Raw genomic sequence first — 15,296 nt, 5'->3', positions numbered from 1 at the left:
AGAGGTATAACAAATGCAAGCTATTCCGATGACCTTACGTGGTGCCGAAAAACTGCGCGAAGAGCTGGATTTCCTGAAATCCGTGCGTCGCCCTGAAATCATCGCCGCTATCGCGGAAGCCCGTGAGCATGGCGACCTGAAAGAGAATGCTGAATACCATGCGGCGCGCGAGCAGCAGGGTTTCTGTGAAGGGCGCATTAAAGATATCGAAGCGAAACTGTCTAATGCACAGGTTATTGATATCACCAAAATGCCTAACAACGGTCGCGTGATCTTTGGTTCTACCGTCAGCGTTCTGAACCTCGACAACGATGAAGAGCAAACCTATCGCATCGTGGGCGATGATGAAGCAGACTTTAAACAGAACCTGATTTCGGTGAACTCACCCATTGCTCGCGGCCTGATTGGCAAAGAGCAGGACGATGTTGTCACCATCCGCACCCCTGGCGGTGAAGTGGAATACGAAATTATCAAGGTTGAATACCTGTAATTCGCTTCTCTACTAAGATGTTGATACATTGTAAAGAAAAGAAAAAGGCCGCATAGCGGCCTTTTATCAACTCAAGGAGCATGGCATTTTGCTGAGCCTGCTGAAAGAAATCCCTCGTTTCACACAGAAAATGTGATTGATTCAGGATATCCTTAGCGTGGCAGCGAGATTTTACGCTCTTTAGATGGGCGATAGAGCACCAGCGTTTTACCGATGACCTGTACATTACAGGCGCCGGTTTCGCGCACGATGGCTTCCACGATCAGGTTTTTAGTGTCTCTGTCTTCAGAGGCGATTTTCACCTTGATCAGCTCGTGGTGTTCCAGCGCTTGTTCAATCTCGGCAAGCACCCCTTCGGTCAAACCATTGCTGCCAAGCATGACTACAGGCTTGAGCGGATGTGCCAGACCTTTAAGGTGCTGTTTTTGTTTAGTACTCAGATTCATCGTATATTTTTGCTTACGTTGGGATTGAAAACGGTTCATTCTACCGCCATCTCCCTTATATCGCCAAATAGCTGCGTAGAAATTTACGTCACAGGCAAGCAACGATGAACCAGGACGGAAATGTTAAATGACAGGTAAAAAGCGTTCTGCCAGTTCCAGCCGCTGGCTTCAGGAACACTTTAGCGATAAATATGTTCAACAGGCACAGAAAAAGGGGTTACGTTCCCGTGCCTGGTTTAAACTTGATGAAATACAGCAAAGTGACAAACTTTTTAAGCCGGGGATGACGGTTGTCGACCTCGGTGCGGCACCTGGCGGATGGTCCCAGTATGCGGTAACGCAGATCGGCGGAACGGGCCGAATCATCGCGTGCGATCTTTTACCAATGGATCCCATCGTTGGTGTCGACTTCCTTCAGGGCGACTTTCGTGATGAATTAGTGCTGAAAGCGTTACTTGATCGTGTTGGTGACAGTAAGGTCCAGGTTGTCATGTCGGATATGGCACCAAATATGTGCGGAACACCGGCGGTGGATATCCCCCGCGCCATGTATCTGGTGGAGCTAGCGTTAGAAATGTGTCGTGATGTACTAGCGCCTGGTGGTAGTTTTGTTGTGAAGGTGTTTCAGGGCGAAGGTTTCGAGGAGTATCTTAAGGAAATTCGCTCCCTGTTTGCGAAGGTCAAAGTTCGTAAGCCGGACTCTTCCCGGGCCCGTTCCCGTGAAGTGTATATTGTAGCGACCGGGCGAAAATGATAACCGGGAGATTTCAGACGAAAGTTTGAATGAAACTGGATATAGAGTATCCTGACGCTGTTTTTAACACAGTTGTAATATGAGGTTAATCCCTTGAGTGACATGGCGAAAAACCTAATACTCTGGCTGGTCATTGCCGTTGTGCTGATGTCAGTATTCCAGAGCTTTGGGCCCAGCGAGTCGAATGGCCGCAAGGTGGATTATTCTACCTTCCTGCAAGAGGTCAATCAGGACCAGGTTCGCGAAGCGCGTATCAACGGACGTGAGATCAACGTTACCAAGAAAGATAGTAACCGTTACACGACTTACATCCCGGTGAACGATCCTAAGCTGCTTGATAACCTTCTGACCAAAAACGTCAAAGTGGTAGGCGAGCCGCCAGAAGAACCAAGCCTGCTGGCTTCTATCTTCATTTCCTGGTTCCCGATGCTGCTTCTTATCGGCGTCTGGATCTTCTTTATGCGCCAGATGCAGGGCGGCGGTGGCAAAGGTGCCATGTCGTTCGGTAAGAGCAAGGCGCGTATGCTGACGGAAGACCAGATCAAGACCACGTTTGCTGACGTCGCCGGTTGTGACGAAGCAAAAGAAGAAGTGGGTGAACTGGTTGAATACCTGCGCGAGCCGAGCCGTTTCCAGAAACTGGGCGGTAAGATCCCGAAAGGCGTCCTGATGGTAGGCCCTCCGGGTACCGGTAAAACCCTGCTGGCGAAAGCCATCGCGGGTGAAGCGAAGGTGCCGTTCTTTACTATTTCAGGTTCTGACTTCGTTGAAATGTTCGTGGGTGTCGGTGCATCTCGTGTGCGTGACATGTTCGAGCAGGCCAAGAAGGCAGCACCGTGCATCATCTTTATCGATGAAATCGACGCCGTAGGCCGCCAGCGTGGCGCGGGCCTGGGCGGTGGTCACGATGAGCGTGAGCAGACCCTGAACCAGATGCTGGTTGAGATGGACGGCTTCGAAGGTAACGAAGGTATTATCGTTATCGCGGCGACTAACCGTCCGGATGTACTTGACCCTGCGCTGCTGCGTCCAGGCCGTTTCGACCGTCAGGTTGTTGTCGGTCTGCCGGATGTTCGTGGTCGTGAACAGATTCTGAAAGTGCACATGCGTCGCGTACCGCTGGCGCCAGATATCGACGCGGCAATCATTGCGCGCGGTACCCCGGGCTTCTCCGGTGCGGACCTGGCTAACCTGGTCAACGAAGCTGCACTGTTTGCCGCTCGCGGTAACAAGCGCGTGGTCTCCATGGTGGAGTTCGAGAAAGCGAAAGACAAAATCATGATGGGTGCGGAACGTCGCTCCATGGTGATGACGGAAGCGCAGAAAGAGTCCACGGCTTACCACGAAGCGGGTCACGCGATTATCGGTCGCCTGGTGCCGGAACACGATCCGGTACACAAGGTAACGATTATTCCGCGCGGCCGTGCGCTGGGTGTGACCTTCTTCCTGCCTGAGGGCGACGCGATCAGCGCCAGCCGTCAGAAGCTGGAAAGCCAGATTTCGACCCTGTACGGCGGTCGTCTGGCAGAAGAGATCATCTACGGTCCGGAACATGTTTCTACCGGTGCGTCGAACGACATTAAAGTGGCGACAAACCTGGCGCGTAACATGGTGACTCAATGGGGCTTCTCCGACAAACTCGGTCCGCTGCTGTATGCAGAGGAAGAGGGTGAAGTATTCCTGGGCCGCTCCGTAGCGAAAGCAAAACATATGTCCGATGAGACGGCACGTATCATCGACCAGGAAGTGAAAGCGCTGATTGAACGTAACTACGGTCGCGCGCGTCAGATCCTGAACGACAATATGGACATTCTGCATTCGATGAAAGATGCGCTCATGAAATATGAGACCATCGATGCACCGCAGATTGACGACCTGATGGCTCGCCGCGAAGTGCGTCCGCCAGCAGGCTGGGAAGACCCAGGCGCTTCCAACAATTCTGACAACAATGGTACCCCGCGCGCGCCGCGTCCGGTTGATGAACCGCGTACGCCAAACCCGGGCAACACCATGTCAGAGCAGTTGGGCGACAAGTAAGTCACTGCTGTTGAAGCGTTTGTCTGTACCCCAAACCCTGGAGCTTGCTCCGGGGTTTTTCTTTTCCGTTAAACCATACTAAAACCAGGGATTTGACCATGAAACTCTTCGCCCAGGACTCGCATCTTGATCTTTCACATCCGCACGTGATGGGGATCCTGAATGTTACCCCTGACTCCTTCTCTGACGGCGGCACGCATAACACGCTTATCGACGCGGTTAAGCACGCAAATCTAATGATCAACGCGGGTGCCACCATCATTGACGTGGGCGGTGAATCGACGCGTCCCGGCGCGGCAGATGTTTCGGTGGAAGAAGAGCTGGCGCGCGTGGTGCCGGTGGTTGAGGCAATCGCGCAACGTTTCGAGGTGTGGATCTCCGTCGACACGTCCAAACCAGAAGTGATCCGTGAAGTGGCGAGAGTGGGTGCTCACATTATCAATGATATCCGCTCGCTGACCGAACCGGGTGCGATCGAGGCCGCTGCAGAAACGGGCCTGCCGGTATGCCTGATGCACATGCAGGGGCAACCGAAAACCATGCAGGAAGCGCCGAAGTATGATGACGTCTTTGCCGACGTGAATCGCTTCTTTATTGAGCATATTGAACGCTGTGAGCGTGCAGGCATCCCAAAAGATAAATTGCTGCTCGACCCGGGGTTCGGTTTCGGTAAAAATCTCTCACACAATTATGCGTTGCTTGCGCGCTTATCGGAATTTCATCACTTTGGTCTGCCACTGCTGGTGGGTATGTCGAGAAAGTCGATGATTGGCCAATTGCTGAATGTAGGACCGAGCGAGCGCCTGAGTGGCAGCCTGGCCTGCGCGGTAATTGCGGCGATGCAAGGCGCGCACATTATCCGTGTCCATGACGTCAAAGAAACAGTAGAAGCCATGCGTGTGGTGGAAGCCACACTGGCAGCGAAGGAAAACAAACGCTATGAGTAATCGTAAGTATTTTGGTACCGATGGTATCCGTGGGCGCGTAGGCGATGCTCCAATTACCCCTGATTTTGTTCTGAAGCTCGGCTGGGCTGCCGGCAAGGTGCTGGCGCGTCATGGCTCACGTAAGATCATTATTGGTAAAGATACCCGTATTTCGGGCTATATGCTGGAATCTGCGTTGGAAGCGGGTCTGGCGGCTGCAGGGCTTTCAGCCTCTTTTACTGGCCCAATGCCAACGCCTGCTGTTGCCTACCTTACGCGCACCTTCCGCGCGGAAGCGGGAATTGTGATCTCGGCGTCTCATAACCCGTTCTACGACAACGGCATCAAGTTCTTCTCCATTGACGGCACTAAGCTGCCGGACGAAGTGGAAGAGGCCATTGAAGCCGAAATGGAAAAAGAGATCACCTGTGTTGATTCCGCCGAGCTGGGTAAAGCGAACCGTATCGTCGATGCGGCGGGTCGTTATATCGAATTCTGCAAAGGCACCTTCCCGAACGAGCTGAGCCTGGCGCATCTTAAAATTGTGGTGGACTGTGCGAACGGTGCGACCTATCACATCGCGCCGAATGTCTTCCGCGAGCTGGGTGCGAAAGTGATCGCCATCGGCTGCGAGCCGGATGGTCTGAATATTAACGAAGAAGTCGGGGCGACGGACGTGCGCGCCCTGCAGGCGCGCGTGCTGGCGGAAAAAGCCGATCTGGGTATTGCCCTGGACGGCGACGGTGACCGCGTGATCATGGTTGACCACGAAGGTAATAAAGTCGACGGCGATCAGATCCTCTACATCATTGCCCGTGAAGGCCTGCGCCAGGGTCAGCTGCGCGGCGGCGCGGTAGGGACCCTGATGAGCAACATGGGTCTGGAGCTGGCGCTGAAACAGCTCGGTATTCCGTTTGTTCGCGCGAAAGTGGGTGACCGCTATGTGCTGGAAAAATTGCAGGAGAAGGGCTGGCGCATTGGTGCTGAGAACTCCGGCCACGTGATTCTGCTCGATAAAACCACTACCGGTGACGGCATTGTTGCCGCGCTGCAGGTGGTTGCCGCGATGGCGCGCAACCATATGAGCCTGCACGATCTGTGCAGCGGGATGAAAATGTTCCCGCAGATCCTGGTGAACGTGCGTTTCACTGCGGGTAAAGGCGATCCGCTGGAAAATGACAACGTGAAAGCGGTAATGGCTGACGTTGAAGCGGCGCTGGGCAGCCGTGGACGCGTGCTGCTGCGTAAGTCTGGTACCGAACCGCTGATCCGCGTGATGGTGGAAGGCGAAGACGAAGCGCAGGTCACCGAATTTGCGCACCGTATTGCTGATGCCGTAAAAGCTGCATAATCTTGCATGCTAAATGTTTAAAAAGGCGGCGTTTGCCGCCTTTGTTTTAAGCAATTAATGGCTTTTTGCTGTTTTTTTCCGCAGTTGATACAATGCGTCGAAAATGCCCTTGCGAAGGTGATTCGCTTTGGTTAGTATTCACACCCGCTTCAGTGGGAAACAAAAATCCTGCTAATTGGTCGAAGCATTGGTATGCGGCAAATCCGCAAGGAACAGGTTGATTATGTACGAAGCTCTTTTAGTTATTTTCCTTATTGTAGCCATCGCTCTCGTAGCGCTGATTATGCTGCAGCAAGGTAAAGGCGCTGATATGGGAGCCTCCTTCGGAGCAGGCGCTTCCGGTACGCTGTTCGGTTCAAGTGGTTCTGCGAACTTCATGACCCGCACGACGGCGATTCTGGCTACGCTGTTCTTCATCATCAGTCTGGTGCTGGGCAATATCAACAGCAACAAGACCAGCAAAGGAAGCGAGTGGGAAAATCTGAGCGCGCCAGCCAAAACTGAGCAGACTCAGCCAGCTGCACCGGCTAAGCCAACCAGCGATATCCCGCAGTAAGTATTCCGTACCGAGGTGGTGGAATTGGTAGACACGCTACCTTGAGGTGGTAGTGCCCTAACGGGCTTGTGGGTTCGAGTCCCATCCTCGGTACCAATATTCCAGAAGAAAGACGTCGCAAGACGTCTTTTTTTTCGTCTGTAGCTTTTGCCTTTCGTAGGCCCGTTAAGCGCAGCGCCATCGGGCAAAATGGCGGGTGGCGCTGCGCTTACCCGCCCTACAAAAGCCAAACAAAAAGGCGCCCATTGGGCGCCTTTTGCATGTTACATCAGCGATTACTTCTTATCGCTATTCTCCAGGTTCTCAACCTGCGGCAGGCCGTTACCGGAATTCGCGGAGAGCAGACCATTCTCAACGTAGTTGAACAGCTTCTCACGGGTATCGGTGATGTCCAGGTTACGCATGGTCAACTGACCAATACGGTCGTCCGGAGAAAACACAGACTCACCTTTTTCCATGGTCAGACGCTCGGCTTTATAGGTCAGGTTGTCCGACACGGTGTTAAGAATGGAGTAGTCGTTACCACGACGCAGTTCCAGCGTCACTTCACCGGTGATCGCGCTCGCTACCCAACGCTGCAGCGCGTCACGCAGCATCAGCGCCTGCGGATCGAACCAGCGACCCTGATACAGCAGTTTGCCCAGTTGACGACCATGAGAGTGATACTGCTCGATGGTGTCTTCGTTGTGAATACCGGTCAGCAGACGCTCGTAAGCGATGTGCAGCAGCGCCATCCCCGGAGCTTCATAGATACCGCGGCTTTTCGCTTCGATGATACGGTTTTCAATCTGATCGCTCATGCCCAGACCGTGACGACCGCCGATGCGGTTTGCTTCCAGCATCAGTTCAACGTCGTCAGAGAAGGTCTTACCGTTCAGGGCAACCGGATGACCACGTTCGAAACGCACGGTCACTTCTTCTGCCGGGATCTTCACGCTCTCGTCCCAGAACTTCACGCCCATGATCGGGTTAACGATCTTCACGCTGGAGTTCAGGAATTCCAGGTCCTTCGCTTCGTGCGTCGCGCCCAGCATGTTGGAGTCGGTAGAGTAGGCTTTCTCAACGGACATTTTGTAGTCAAAGCCGCAGGCAATCATAAACTCAGACATCTCATGACGACCACCCAGCTCGTCGATGAAGTCGGTATCCAGCCACGGCTTGTAGATCTGCAGCTCCGCGTTGGTCAGCAGGCCATAACGATAGAAACGTTCGATATCGTTGCCTTTATAGGTGCTGCCGTCACCCCAGATGTTTACGCCATCTTCTTTCATGGCGGCAACCAGCATGGTGCCGGTGACGGCACGACCCAGCGGGGTGGTGTTGAAATAGGTCAGGCCGCCCGTGGTGTTATGGAACGCACCGCACTGAATAGCGGCGATACCTTCAGCAACCAGTTGCTTACGGCAGTCAATCAGTCGCGCGTTTTCTGCGCCATACTCTTTAGCGCGACGAGGAATAGCATCGTAATCGTCCTCATCCGGCTGACCCAGGTTCGCAGTATATGCATACGGAACCGCTCCCTTCTGGCGCATCCACAGCAGTGCAGCGCTGGTATCCAGGCCGCCTGAGAAAGCGATGCCAATACGTTGTCCTACCGGAAGATGCTTGAGAATCGTCGTCATAGAATAAAACCCTGCTTGATTGACTGATTAGAGACCGCTTTCGTTCTCTTGTGCATTTTTATGCAAAATAAGTGAGTATTCATTTAATCATCTTTTATCGAATACCGGAAGAGACTCATGCGTTTTTTGTAAAAAATTTGGTCTGTTCTCTCTGGCGGAAGCTGGGTTGACAGGTGGGGGCAACTATCAATATACTAAACGCCGATTTTACGTCCCGTCTTCGGTACCAAATCCCAGCATTATTTGCAAATTCTGTCCAAAACGCGTAGAATTTGCCACGTTTCAGGCGCGGGGTGGAGCAGCCTGGTAGCTCGTCGGGCTCATAACCCGAAGGTCGTCGGTTCAAATCCGGCCCCCGCAACCACTTTCCCATAAAGTTCTTTTTCAAATATACTGTGAAGACTTAGAGCCTTCGTAGCTGGATTTGAAAAAATTCTTTCGGAGAGTGCTCCAGGCCACAGTTGTGGCTATAGGGTTCAGTTATCTAAAGCCCCGATTTATCGGGGTTTTTTGTTATCTGACTACAGAATAACTGGGCTTTACGCCCTTTTTTTATGTCTTGGGGGTGGGCTTGTCCACATTAGAGCAAAAATTAACAGAGATGATTACTGCACCGGTCGAAGCACTGGGCTACGAACTGGTCGGCATCGAATTCGTTCGCGGCCGTACATCGACGCTGCGCATCTATATTGATAGTGAAGATGGCATCAATGTTGATGATTGTGCTGATGTCAGCCACCAGGTGAGTGCGGTTCTTGATGTTGAAGACCCGATTACCGTTGCGTACAACCTGGAAGTTTCCTCACCTGGCCTGGATCGCCCGATGTTCACGGCCGAGCACTATGTGCGCTTTACCGGTGAAGAAGTGGCTCTCGTTCTGCGTATGGCCGTACAGAACCGCCGTAAATGGCAGGGAATTATCAAAGCCGTTGATGGTGAAATGATCACGGTAACAGTCGAAGGCAAAGATGAAGTGTTCGCGCTGAGTAATATCCAGAAGGCGAACCTGGTTCCCCACTTTTAACAGTCTGGATTGAGGTGAAAAGCCCGCGATGAACAAAGAAATTTTGGCTGTTGTTGAAGCCGTCTCCAACGAGAAATCACTGCCGCGTGAGAAAATTTTCGAAGCGCTGGAAAGTGCACTGGCTACAGCAACCAAGAAAAAATACGAACAAGAGATCGATGTTCGCGTAGAAATCGATCGTAAAAGCGGTGACTTCGATACATTCCGTCGTTGGGTAATCGTTGAAGAAGTGACCCAGCCGACCAAAGAGATCACCCTGGAAGCGGCACGTTTTGAAGACGAAAGTCTGAACGTGGGTGACTACGTTGAAGATCAGATTGAATCTGTGACCTTCGACCGTATCACCACCCAGACCGCTAAGCAGGTTATCGTGCAGAAAGTGCGCGAAGCCGAGCGCGCGCTGGTTGTCGATCAGTTCCGCGATCAGGAAGGCGAAATCATCACTGGCGTGGTGAAGAAAGTGAACCGTGACAACATCTCTCTGGAAATTAAATCCGAAGGGATGCCGGGCAACGCTGAAGCCGTGATCCTGCGTGAAGACATGCTGCCGCGTGAAAACTTCCGCCCGGGCGACCGTATTCGTGGTGTTCTGTACGCCGTACGCCCTGAAGCGCGTGGTGCACAGCTGTTCGTGACCCGTTCTAAACCAGAAATGCTGGTTGAACTGTTCCGCATCGAAGTGCCGGAAATCGGCGAAGAAGTTATTGAGATCAAAGCAGCAGCTCGCGATCCAGGCTCTCGTGCGAAAATTGCGGTGAAAACCAACGACAAGCGTATCGACCCGGTCGGTGCTTGCGTCGGTATGCGCGGTGCGCGCGTTCAGGCGGTTTCTACCGAACTGGGCGGCGAGCGTATTGATATCGTTCTGTGGGACGACAACCCGGCGCAGTTCGTGATCAACGCAATGGCTCCGGCTGATGTCGCGTCTATCGTTGTTGACGAAGACAAACACACCATGGATATCGCTGTTGAAGCGGGCAACCTGGCACAGGCGATTGGCCGTAACGGTCAGAACGTACGCCTGGCGTCACAGCTGAGCGGCTGGGAACTCAACGTCATGACCGTTGATGACCTGCAGGCTAAGCATCAGGCTGAAGCCCATGCGGCGATCGATACCTTCACCAAATACCTCGACATTGACGAAGACTTCGCCACTGTTCTGGTAGAAGAAGGTTTCTCTACGCTGGAAGAACTGGCCTATGTGCCAATGAAAGAGCTGCTGGAAATTGACGGTCTGGATGAGCCAACCGTTGAAGCCCTGCGTGAACGCGCTAAAAACGCACTGACCACCCTGGCACTGGCTCAGGAAGAAAGCCTTGGCGATAAGAAGCCGGCTGATGACCTGCTGAATCTGGAAGGTCTTGATCGTGCGATTGCGTTCAAGCTGGCTGCCCGTGGTGTTTGTACGCTGGAAGATCTCGCTGAGCAAGGCGTTGATGACCTGGCCGATATCGAAGGTTTAACCGACGAGAAAGCCGGCGAACTCATCATGGCCGCACGTAATATTTGCTGGTTCGGCGACGAAGCGTAATAAACTGTAGCAGGAAGGAACAGCATGACTGATGTAACTGTAAAATCGCTGGCTGCTGAGATTCAGACCTCCGTGGACCGCCTGGTACAGCAATTTGCTGATGCAGGGATCCCGAAGTCCGCTGATGACTCGGTGACCGCACAAGAAAAACAAACCTTGTTAACGCACCTGAACCGCGAACACGGTTCTACGCCTGACAAGTTAACGCTGCAGCGCAAAACGCGCAGCACGTTAAACATTCCTGGTACCGGTGGCAAAAGCAAATCGGTACAAATTGAAGTCCGCAAGACGCGCACCTTTGTAAAACGTGATCCGCAAGAGGCAGAACGCCTTGCCGCGGAAGAGCAGGCACAGCGTGAAGCGGAAGAACAAGCTCAGCGTGAGGCGGAAGCAGCCGCCAAACGTGAAGCAGAATTAAAAGCTGAACGTGAGGCCGCAGAAAAAGCGAAACGCGACGCCAGTGATAAAGTGAAGCGTGACGCTGCGGAAAAAGACAAAGTGAGCAATCAACAGACAGACGAAATGACCAAAACCGCCCAGGCTGAAAAAGCCCGCCGTGAAAATGAAGCTGCCGAGCTGAAGCGTAAAGCGGAAGAAGAAGCCCGCCGTAAGCTGGAAGAAGAAGCTCGCCGCGTCGCTGAAGAAGCGCGCCGTATGGCAGAAGAAAACGAGAAGAATGGCGTGAATACCGCTGAACCGACTGAAGACACCAGCGACTATCACGTGACCACTTCTCAGCATGCGCGTCAGGCTGAAGATGATAACGACCGTGAAGTAGAAGGCGGCCGTGGCCGTGGTCGTAATGCAAAAGCCGCGCGTCCGGCTAAGAAAGGTAACAAACACGCTGAATCTAAAGCTGACCGCGAAGAAGCTCGTGCAGCGGTTCGCGGTGGTAAAGGCGGCAAGCGTAAAGGTTCTTCTCTGCAGCAGGGCTTCCAGAAGCCAGCTCAGGCGGTTAACCGTGACGTCGTGATTGGCGAAACCATCACCGTTGGCGATCTGGCGAACAAGATGGCGGTTAAAGGCTCTCAGGTCATCAAAGCGATGATGAAGCTGGGCGCAATGGCGACCATCAACCAGGTTATCGACCAGGAAACCGCACAGCTGGTTGCCGAAGAGATGGGCCACAAAGTTATCCTGCGTCGTGAAAACGAGCTGGAAGAAGCAGTAATGAGCGACCGTGACACTGGCGCTGCGGCTGAACCGCGTGCACCGGTTGTGACCATCATGGGTCACGTTGACCACGGTAAAACCTCTCTGCTCGACTACATTCGTTCTACGAAAGTTGCCTCCGGCGAAGCGGGTGGTATTACCCAGCACATCGGTGCTTACCACGTAGAAACTGAAAACGGCATGATCACCTTCCTGGATACCCCAGGCCACGCAGCGTTCACCTCAATGCGTGCTCGTGGTGCTCAGGCTACGGATATCGTTGTACTGGTTGTTGCAGCAGACGACGGCGTTATGCCACAGACCATTGAAGCTATCCAGCACGCGAAAGCGGCGCAGGTGCCTCTGGTTGTTGCGGTCAACAAAATCGATAAGCCAGAAGCCGATCTGGACCGCGTGAAGAACGAACTGTCTCAGTACGGCGTTATGCCGGAAGAGTGGGGCGGCGAAGCGCAGTTCATCCCTGTATCTGCAAAAGCGGGTACTGGTATCGACGACCTGCTGAACGCTATCCTGCTTCAGGCCGAAGTTCTGGAGCTGAAAGCCGTTCGTAAAGGTATGGCGAGCGGTGCGGTAATCGAATCCTTCCTGGATAAAGGTCGTGGTCCGGTTGCAACGGTTCTGGTTCGCGAAGGTACGCTGAACAAGGGCGACATCGTTCTGTGTGGCTTCGAATACGGTCGCGTTCGTGCGATGCGTAACGAACTGGGTCAGGAAGTGCTGGAAGCAGGTCCGTCCATTCCAGTGGAAATCCTGGGTCTGTCCGGTGTTCCGGCTGCCGGTGATGAAGTGACCGTTGTGCGTGACGAGAAGAAAGCGCGTGAAGTGGCACTGTATCGTCAGGGCAAGTTCCGTGAAGTTAAGCTGGCGCGTCAGCAGAAATCTAAACTTGAGAACATGTTTGCGAACATGGCTGAAGGCGAAGTTCACGAAGTGAACGTCGTTCTGAAAGCAGACGTTCAGGGTTCTGTGGAAGCGATCTCCGACTCCTTGCTGAAACTGTCTACCGACGAAGTGAAAGTGAAGATCATCGGTTCTGGCGTAGGTGGTATCACCGAAACCGACGCAACCCTGGCTGCGGCATCCAACGCTATCCTGGTTGGCTTCAACGTGCGTGCTGATGCATCTGCTCGCCGCGTGATCGAAGCGGAAAGCCTGGATCTGCGCTACTACTCCGTCATCTATAACCTGATCGACGAAGTGAAAGCCGCGATGAGCGGTATGCTGTCTCCTGAGCTGAAACAGCAGATCATCGGTCTGGCTGAAGTGCGTGACGTGTTCAAATCACCGAAATTCGGTGCGATCGCGGGCTGTATGGTTACCGAAGGTACCATCAAGCGTCACAACCCAATCCGCGTACTGCGTGACAACGTGGTTATCTACGAAGGCGAGCTGGAATCCCTGCGCCGCTTCAAAGATGACGTTAACGAAGTCCGTAACGGCATGGAATGTGGTATCGGCGTTAAGAACTACAACGACGTTCGCGTTGGCGATATGATCGAAGTGTTCGAAATCATCGAGATCCAACGCAGCATCGACTAATCCTTAGGGATAAGTCCATATGTAGGCCGGGATCGCCTCGTGCCACCCGGCAATAATTTTAAAAGGGGCTTTTAGCCCCTTTTTTGTCTGGAGAATTTATTATGGCGAAAGAATTTGGTCGCCCACAGCGCGTGGCGCAGGAGATGCAGAAAGAGATCGCACTCATCCTGCAACGCGAAATCAAAGATCCGCGTATCGGTATGATGACCACCGTCTCTGGCGTGGAAATGTCTCGTGACCTGGCCTATGCCAAAGTGTTCGTGACCTTCCTGAACGATCAGGACGAAGCGGCGGTTAAAAACGGCATTAAAGCACTGCAGGAAGCCTCTGGTTTCATCCGCTCTCTGCTCGGCAAAGCGATGCGCCTGCGTATTGTTCCCGAGCTGACCTTCTTCTACGACAACTCGCTGGTCGAAGGTATGCGCATGTCCAACCTGGTGACCAGCGTGGTGAAACATGACGACGAACGTCGTGTTAACCCGACGGACGACAGCAAGGAGGACTGATGAGTCGTCCTCGTCGTCGCGGTCGCGACGTGCATGGCGTGCTGCTGCTGGATAAACCACAGGGTGCATCCAGCAACGACGTGCTGCAAAAAGTGAAGCGTATTTATAACGCTAACCGTGCGGGCCACACCGGCGCGCTGGATCCGCTGGCGACCGGCATGCTGCCGATTTGCCTGGGTGAAGCGACAAAGTTTTCCCAGTACCTGCTCGATTCCGATAAACGCTACCGCGTTATCGCTAAGCTGGGCCAGCGTACGGATACTTCCGACGCGGATGGTCAGGTGGTGGAAGAGCGCCCGGTGACCTTCAGCGCCGAACAGCTTGATGCGGCCCTGGAGAGCTTCCGCGGAGACACGATGCAGGTGCCATCGATGTATTCGGCGCTGAAATATCAGGGCAAGAAGCTCTACGAATATGCGCGCCAGGGAATTGACGTCCCGCGCGAAGCGCGTCCGATAACCGTGTATGAGCTGCTGTTCATTCGCCACGAAGGTGACGAGCTGGAGCTGGAAGTCCACTGTTCGAAAGGGACCTATATTCGCACCATCATCGACGACCTGGGTGAAAAGCTGGGCTGCGGTGCGCATGTGATTTATCTGCGTCGTCTGGCGGTCAGTAAATATCCGGTGGAACGCATGGTGACGCTTGAGCAGCTGCGCGCGCTGGCTGAACAGGCACAAGCGCAGGGAGTGGAACCAGCAGATTTGCTGGATCCACTGCTGATGCCAATGGACAGTCCGGCAGCGGACTTCCCGATCGTTAATCTTCCTTTAACATCGTCCGTTTACTTTAAAAACGGAAACCCGGTTCGTACGACGGATGCGCCGCTGGATGGACTGGTACGCGTGACGGAAGGTGACGAAGGGAAATTCATCGGTATGGGCGAAATGGACGGTGAAGGGCGCGTTGCGCCGCGTCGTCTGGTCGTCGAATATCCGGTCGACGCGTGACGGTGATTACGCCTCACCTTGCGATAAGCAGGGGAGACGAGTAGAATATCGCCGCTTAATGCCCGGTAAATTGTTTAACAATCTGCGGGGCGTACATGGGGTCGCTGAATTAGAGATCGGCACCCTTACATTTTTTATACTTTGGAGTTTGAAAATGTCTCTAAGCGTTGAAGCTAAAGCTAAAATCGTTTCTGAGTTTGGTCGTGGTACTAACGACAGCGGTTCTACCGAAGTTCAGGTTGCACTGCTGACTGCACAGATTAACCACCTGCAGGGTCACTTTGCAGAGCACAAAAAAGATCACCACAGCCGTCGTGGTCTGCTGCGCATGGTTTCTCAGCGTCGTAAACTGCTCGACTACCTGAAGCGTAAAGATGTTGCACGCTACACC

14 protein-coding genes and 2 tRNA genes are annotated in these 15,296 nt (G+C 53.4%); 14 read left to right on the top strand and 2 right to left on the bottom strand.

All coding sequences use genetic code 11. From position 1 onward, the window contains the following. The first annotated feature begins 13 nt into the window (after positions 1 to 13). Positions 14 to 490 carry a transcription elongation factor GreA gene (gene greA, locus HBA26_RS08560; RefSeq protein ID WP_006812122.1) on the top strand — a complete coding sequence of 159 codons (477 nt, stop codon included), beginning with the start codon at positions 14 to 16 and terminating at the stop codon, positions 488 to 490. Between the two features lie 152 nt (positions 491 to 642). Here greA and yhbY read toward each other — a convergent pair whose 3' ends face one another. After that, positions 643 to 936, bottom strand: coding sequence for a ribosome assembly RNA-binding protein YhbY (yhbY, locus tag HBA26_RS08555; RefSeq protein WP_126345804.1), 294 nt, complete (start codon positions 934 to 936; stop codon positions 643 to 645). Between the two features lie 127 nt (positions 937 to 1,063). Here yhbY and rlmE point away from each other — a divergent pair, with 127 nt between their 5' ends. The 6 genes from rlmE (at position 1,064) to HBA26_RS08525 (ending at position 6,656) form a co-directional block, all read left to right on the top strand. Beyond that, entirely contained in the window at positions 1,064 to 1,690 is a 627-nt protein-coding gene (gene rlmE, locus HBA26_RS08550) for a 23S rRNA (uridine(2552)-2'-O)-methyltransferase RlmE (RefSeq protein WP_003861812.1), read from the top strand. A gap of 102 nt (positions 1,691 to 1,792) precedes the next feature. After that, on the top strand, positions 1,793 to 3,727 hold the full coding sequence (gene ftsH / locus HBA26_RS08545) for an ATP-dependent zinc metalloprotease FtsH (RefSeq protein ID WP_013098921.1): 1,935 nt from the start codon (positions 1,793 to 1,795) through the stop codon (positions 3,725 to 3,727). Between the two features lie 98 nt (positions 3,728 to 3,825). Next, entirely contained in the window at positions 3,826 to 4,674 is an 849-nt protein-coding gene (gene folP / locus HBA26_RS08540; RefSeq protein WP_126345806.1) for a dihydropteroate synthase, read from the top strand. After that, positions 4,667 to 6,004, top strand: coding sequence for a phosphoglucosamine mutase (glmM, locus tag HBA26_RS08535; RefSeq protein WP_028014552.1), 1,338 nt, complete (start codon positions 4,667 to 4,669; stop codon positions 6,002 to 6,004). The genes folP and glmM overlap by 8 nt, the downstream gene beginning before the upstream one ends. A 223-nt stretch (positions 6,005 to 6,227) precedes the next feature. Beyond that, positions 6,228 to 6,560, top strand: coding sequence for a preprotein translocase subunit SecG (secG, locus tag HBA26_RS08530; RefSeq protein WP_003861803.1), 333 nt, complete (start codon positions 6,228 to 6,230; stop codon positions 6,558 to 6,560). Between the two features lie 9 nt (positions 6,561 to 6,569). Beyond that, positions 6,570 to 6,656, top strand: a tRNA-Leu gene (locus tag HBA26_RS08525). Positions 6,657 to 6,835: 179 nt separating this feature from the next. Here HBA26_RS08525 and argG read toward each other — a convergent pair. Next, the gene (gene argG / locus HBA26_RS08520) at positions 6,836 to 8,182 is read right to left on the bottom strand and encodes an argininosuccinate synthase (RefSeq protein WP_028014551.1); all 1,347 of its coding nucleotides are present in this window, start codon (positions 8,180 to 8,182) and stop codon (positions 6,836 to 6,838) included. A gap of 287 nt (positions 8,183 to 8,469) precedes the next feature. On the opposite strand from argG, the gene HBA26_RS08515 reads away from it, so the two are divergent. The 7 genes from HBA26_RS08515 to rpsO form a co-directional block, all read left to right on the top strand. Continuing rightward, positions 8,470 to 8,546: transfer RNA gene (locus tag HBA26_RS08515), tRNA-Met, on the top strand. A gap of 207 nt (positions 8,547 to 8,753) precedes the next feature. Further along, positions 8,754 to 9,206: a ribosome maturation factor RimP gene (gene rimP / locus HBA26_RS08510; protein WP_014833432.1), complete on the top strand. Its 453-nt coding sequence runs from the start codon at positions 8,754 to 8,756 to the stop codon at positions 9,204 to 9,206. Positions 9,207 to 9,234: 28 nt separating this feature from the next. Beyond that, positions 9,235 to 10,737, top strand: a complete 1,503-nt coding sequence (gene nusA / locus HBA26_RS08505) for a transcription termination factor NusA (protein WP_014885374.1) — start codon at positions 9,235 to 9,237, stop codon at positions 10,735 to 10,737. Between the two features lie 24 nt (positions 10,738 to 10,761). Next, positions 10,762 to 13,449, top strand: a complete 2,688-nt coding sequence (gene infB, locus HBA26_RS08500; RefSeq protein WP_041907885.1) for a translation initiation factor IF-2 — start codon at positions 10,762 to 10,764, stop codon at positions 13,447 to 13,449. Positions 13,450 to 13,550: 101 nt separating this feature from the next. Next, positions 13,551 to 13,955, top strand: a complete 405-nt coding sequence (rbfA, locus tag HBA26_RS08495) for a 30S ribosome-binding factor RbfA (RefSeq protein ID WP_041907887.1) — start codon at positions 13,551 to 13,553, stop codon at positions 13,953 to 13,955. Beyond that, complete coding sequence (gene truB / locus HBA26_RS08490) at positions 13,955 to 14,905, top strand: tRNA pseudouridine(55) synthase TruB (RefSeq protein WP_028014548.1); 951 nt, start codon at positions 13,955 to 13,957, stop codon at positions 14,903 to 14,905. Before rbfA ends, truB begins: the two co-directional genes overlap by 1 nt. A 154-nt stretch (positions 14,906 to 15,059) precedes the next feature. Further along, a partial coding sequence (gene rpsO, locus HBA26_RS08485; protein ID WP_166720874.1) for a 30S ribosomal protein S15 occupies positions 15,060 to 15,296 on the top strand: 237 nt, incomplete at its 3' end.

Source organism: Enterobacter sp. 725m/11, assembly GCF_011683705.1.
Classification (GTDB): domain Bacteria; phylum Pseudomonadota; class Gammaproteobacteria; order Enterobacterales; family Enterobacteriaceae; genus Enterobacter; species Enterobacter bugandensis.
The sequence above is the reverse complement of the archived record's forward strand: the minus strand, read 5'-3'. Positions and strand labels throughout refer to the sequence as shown.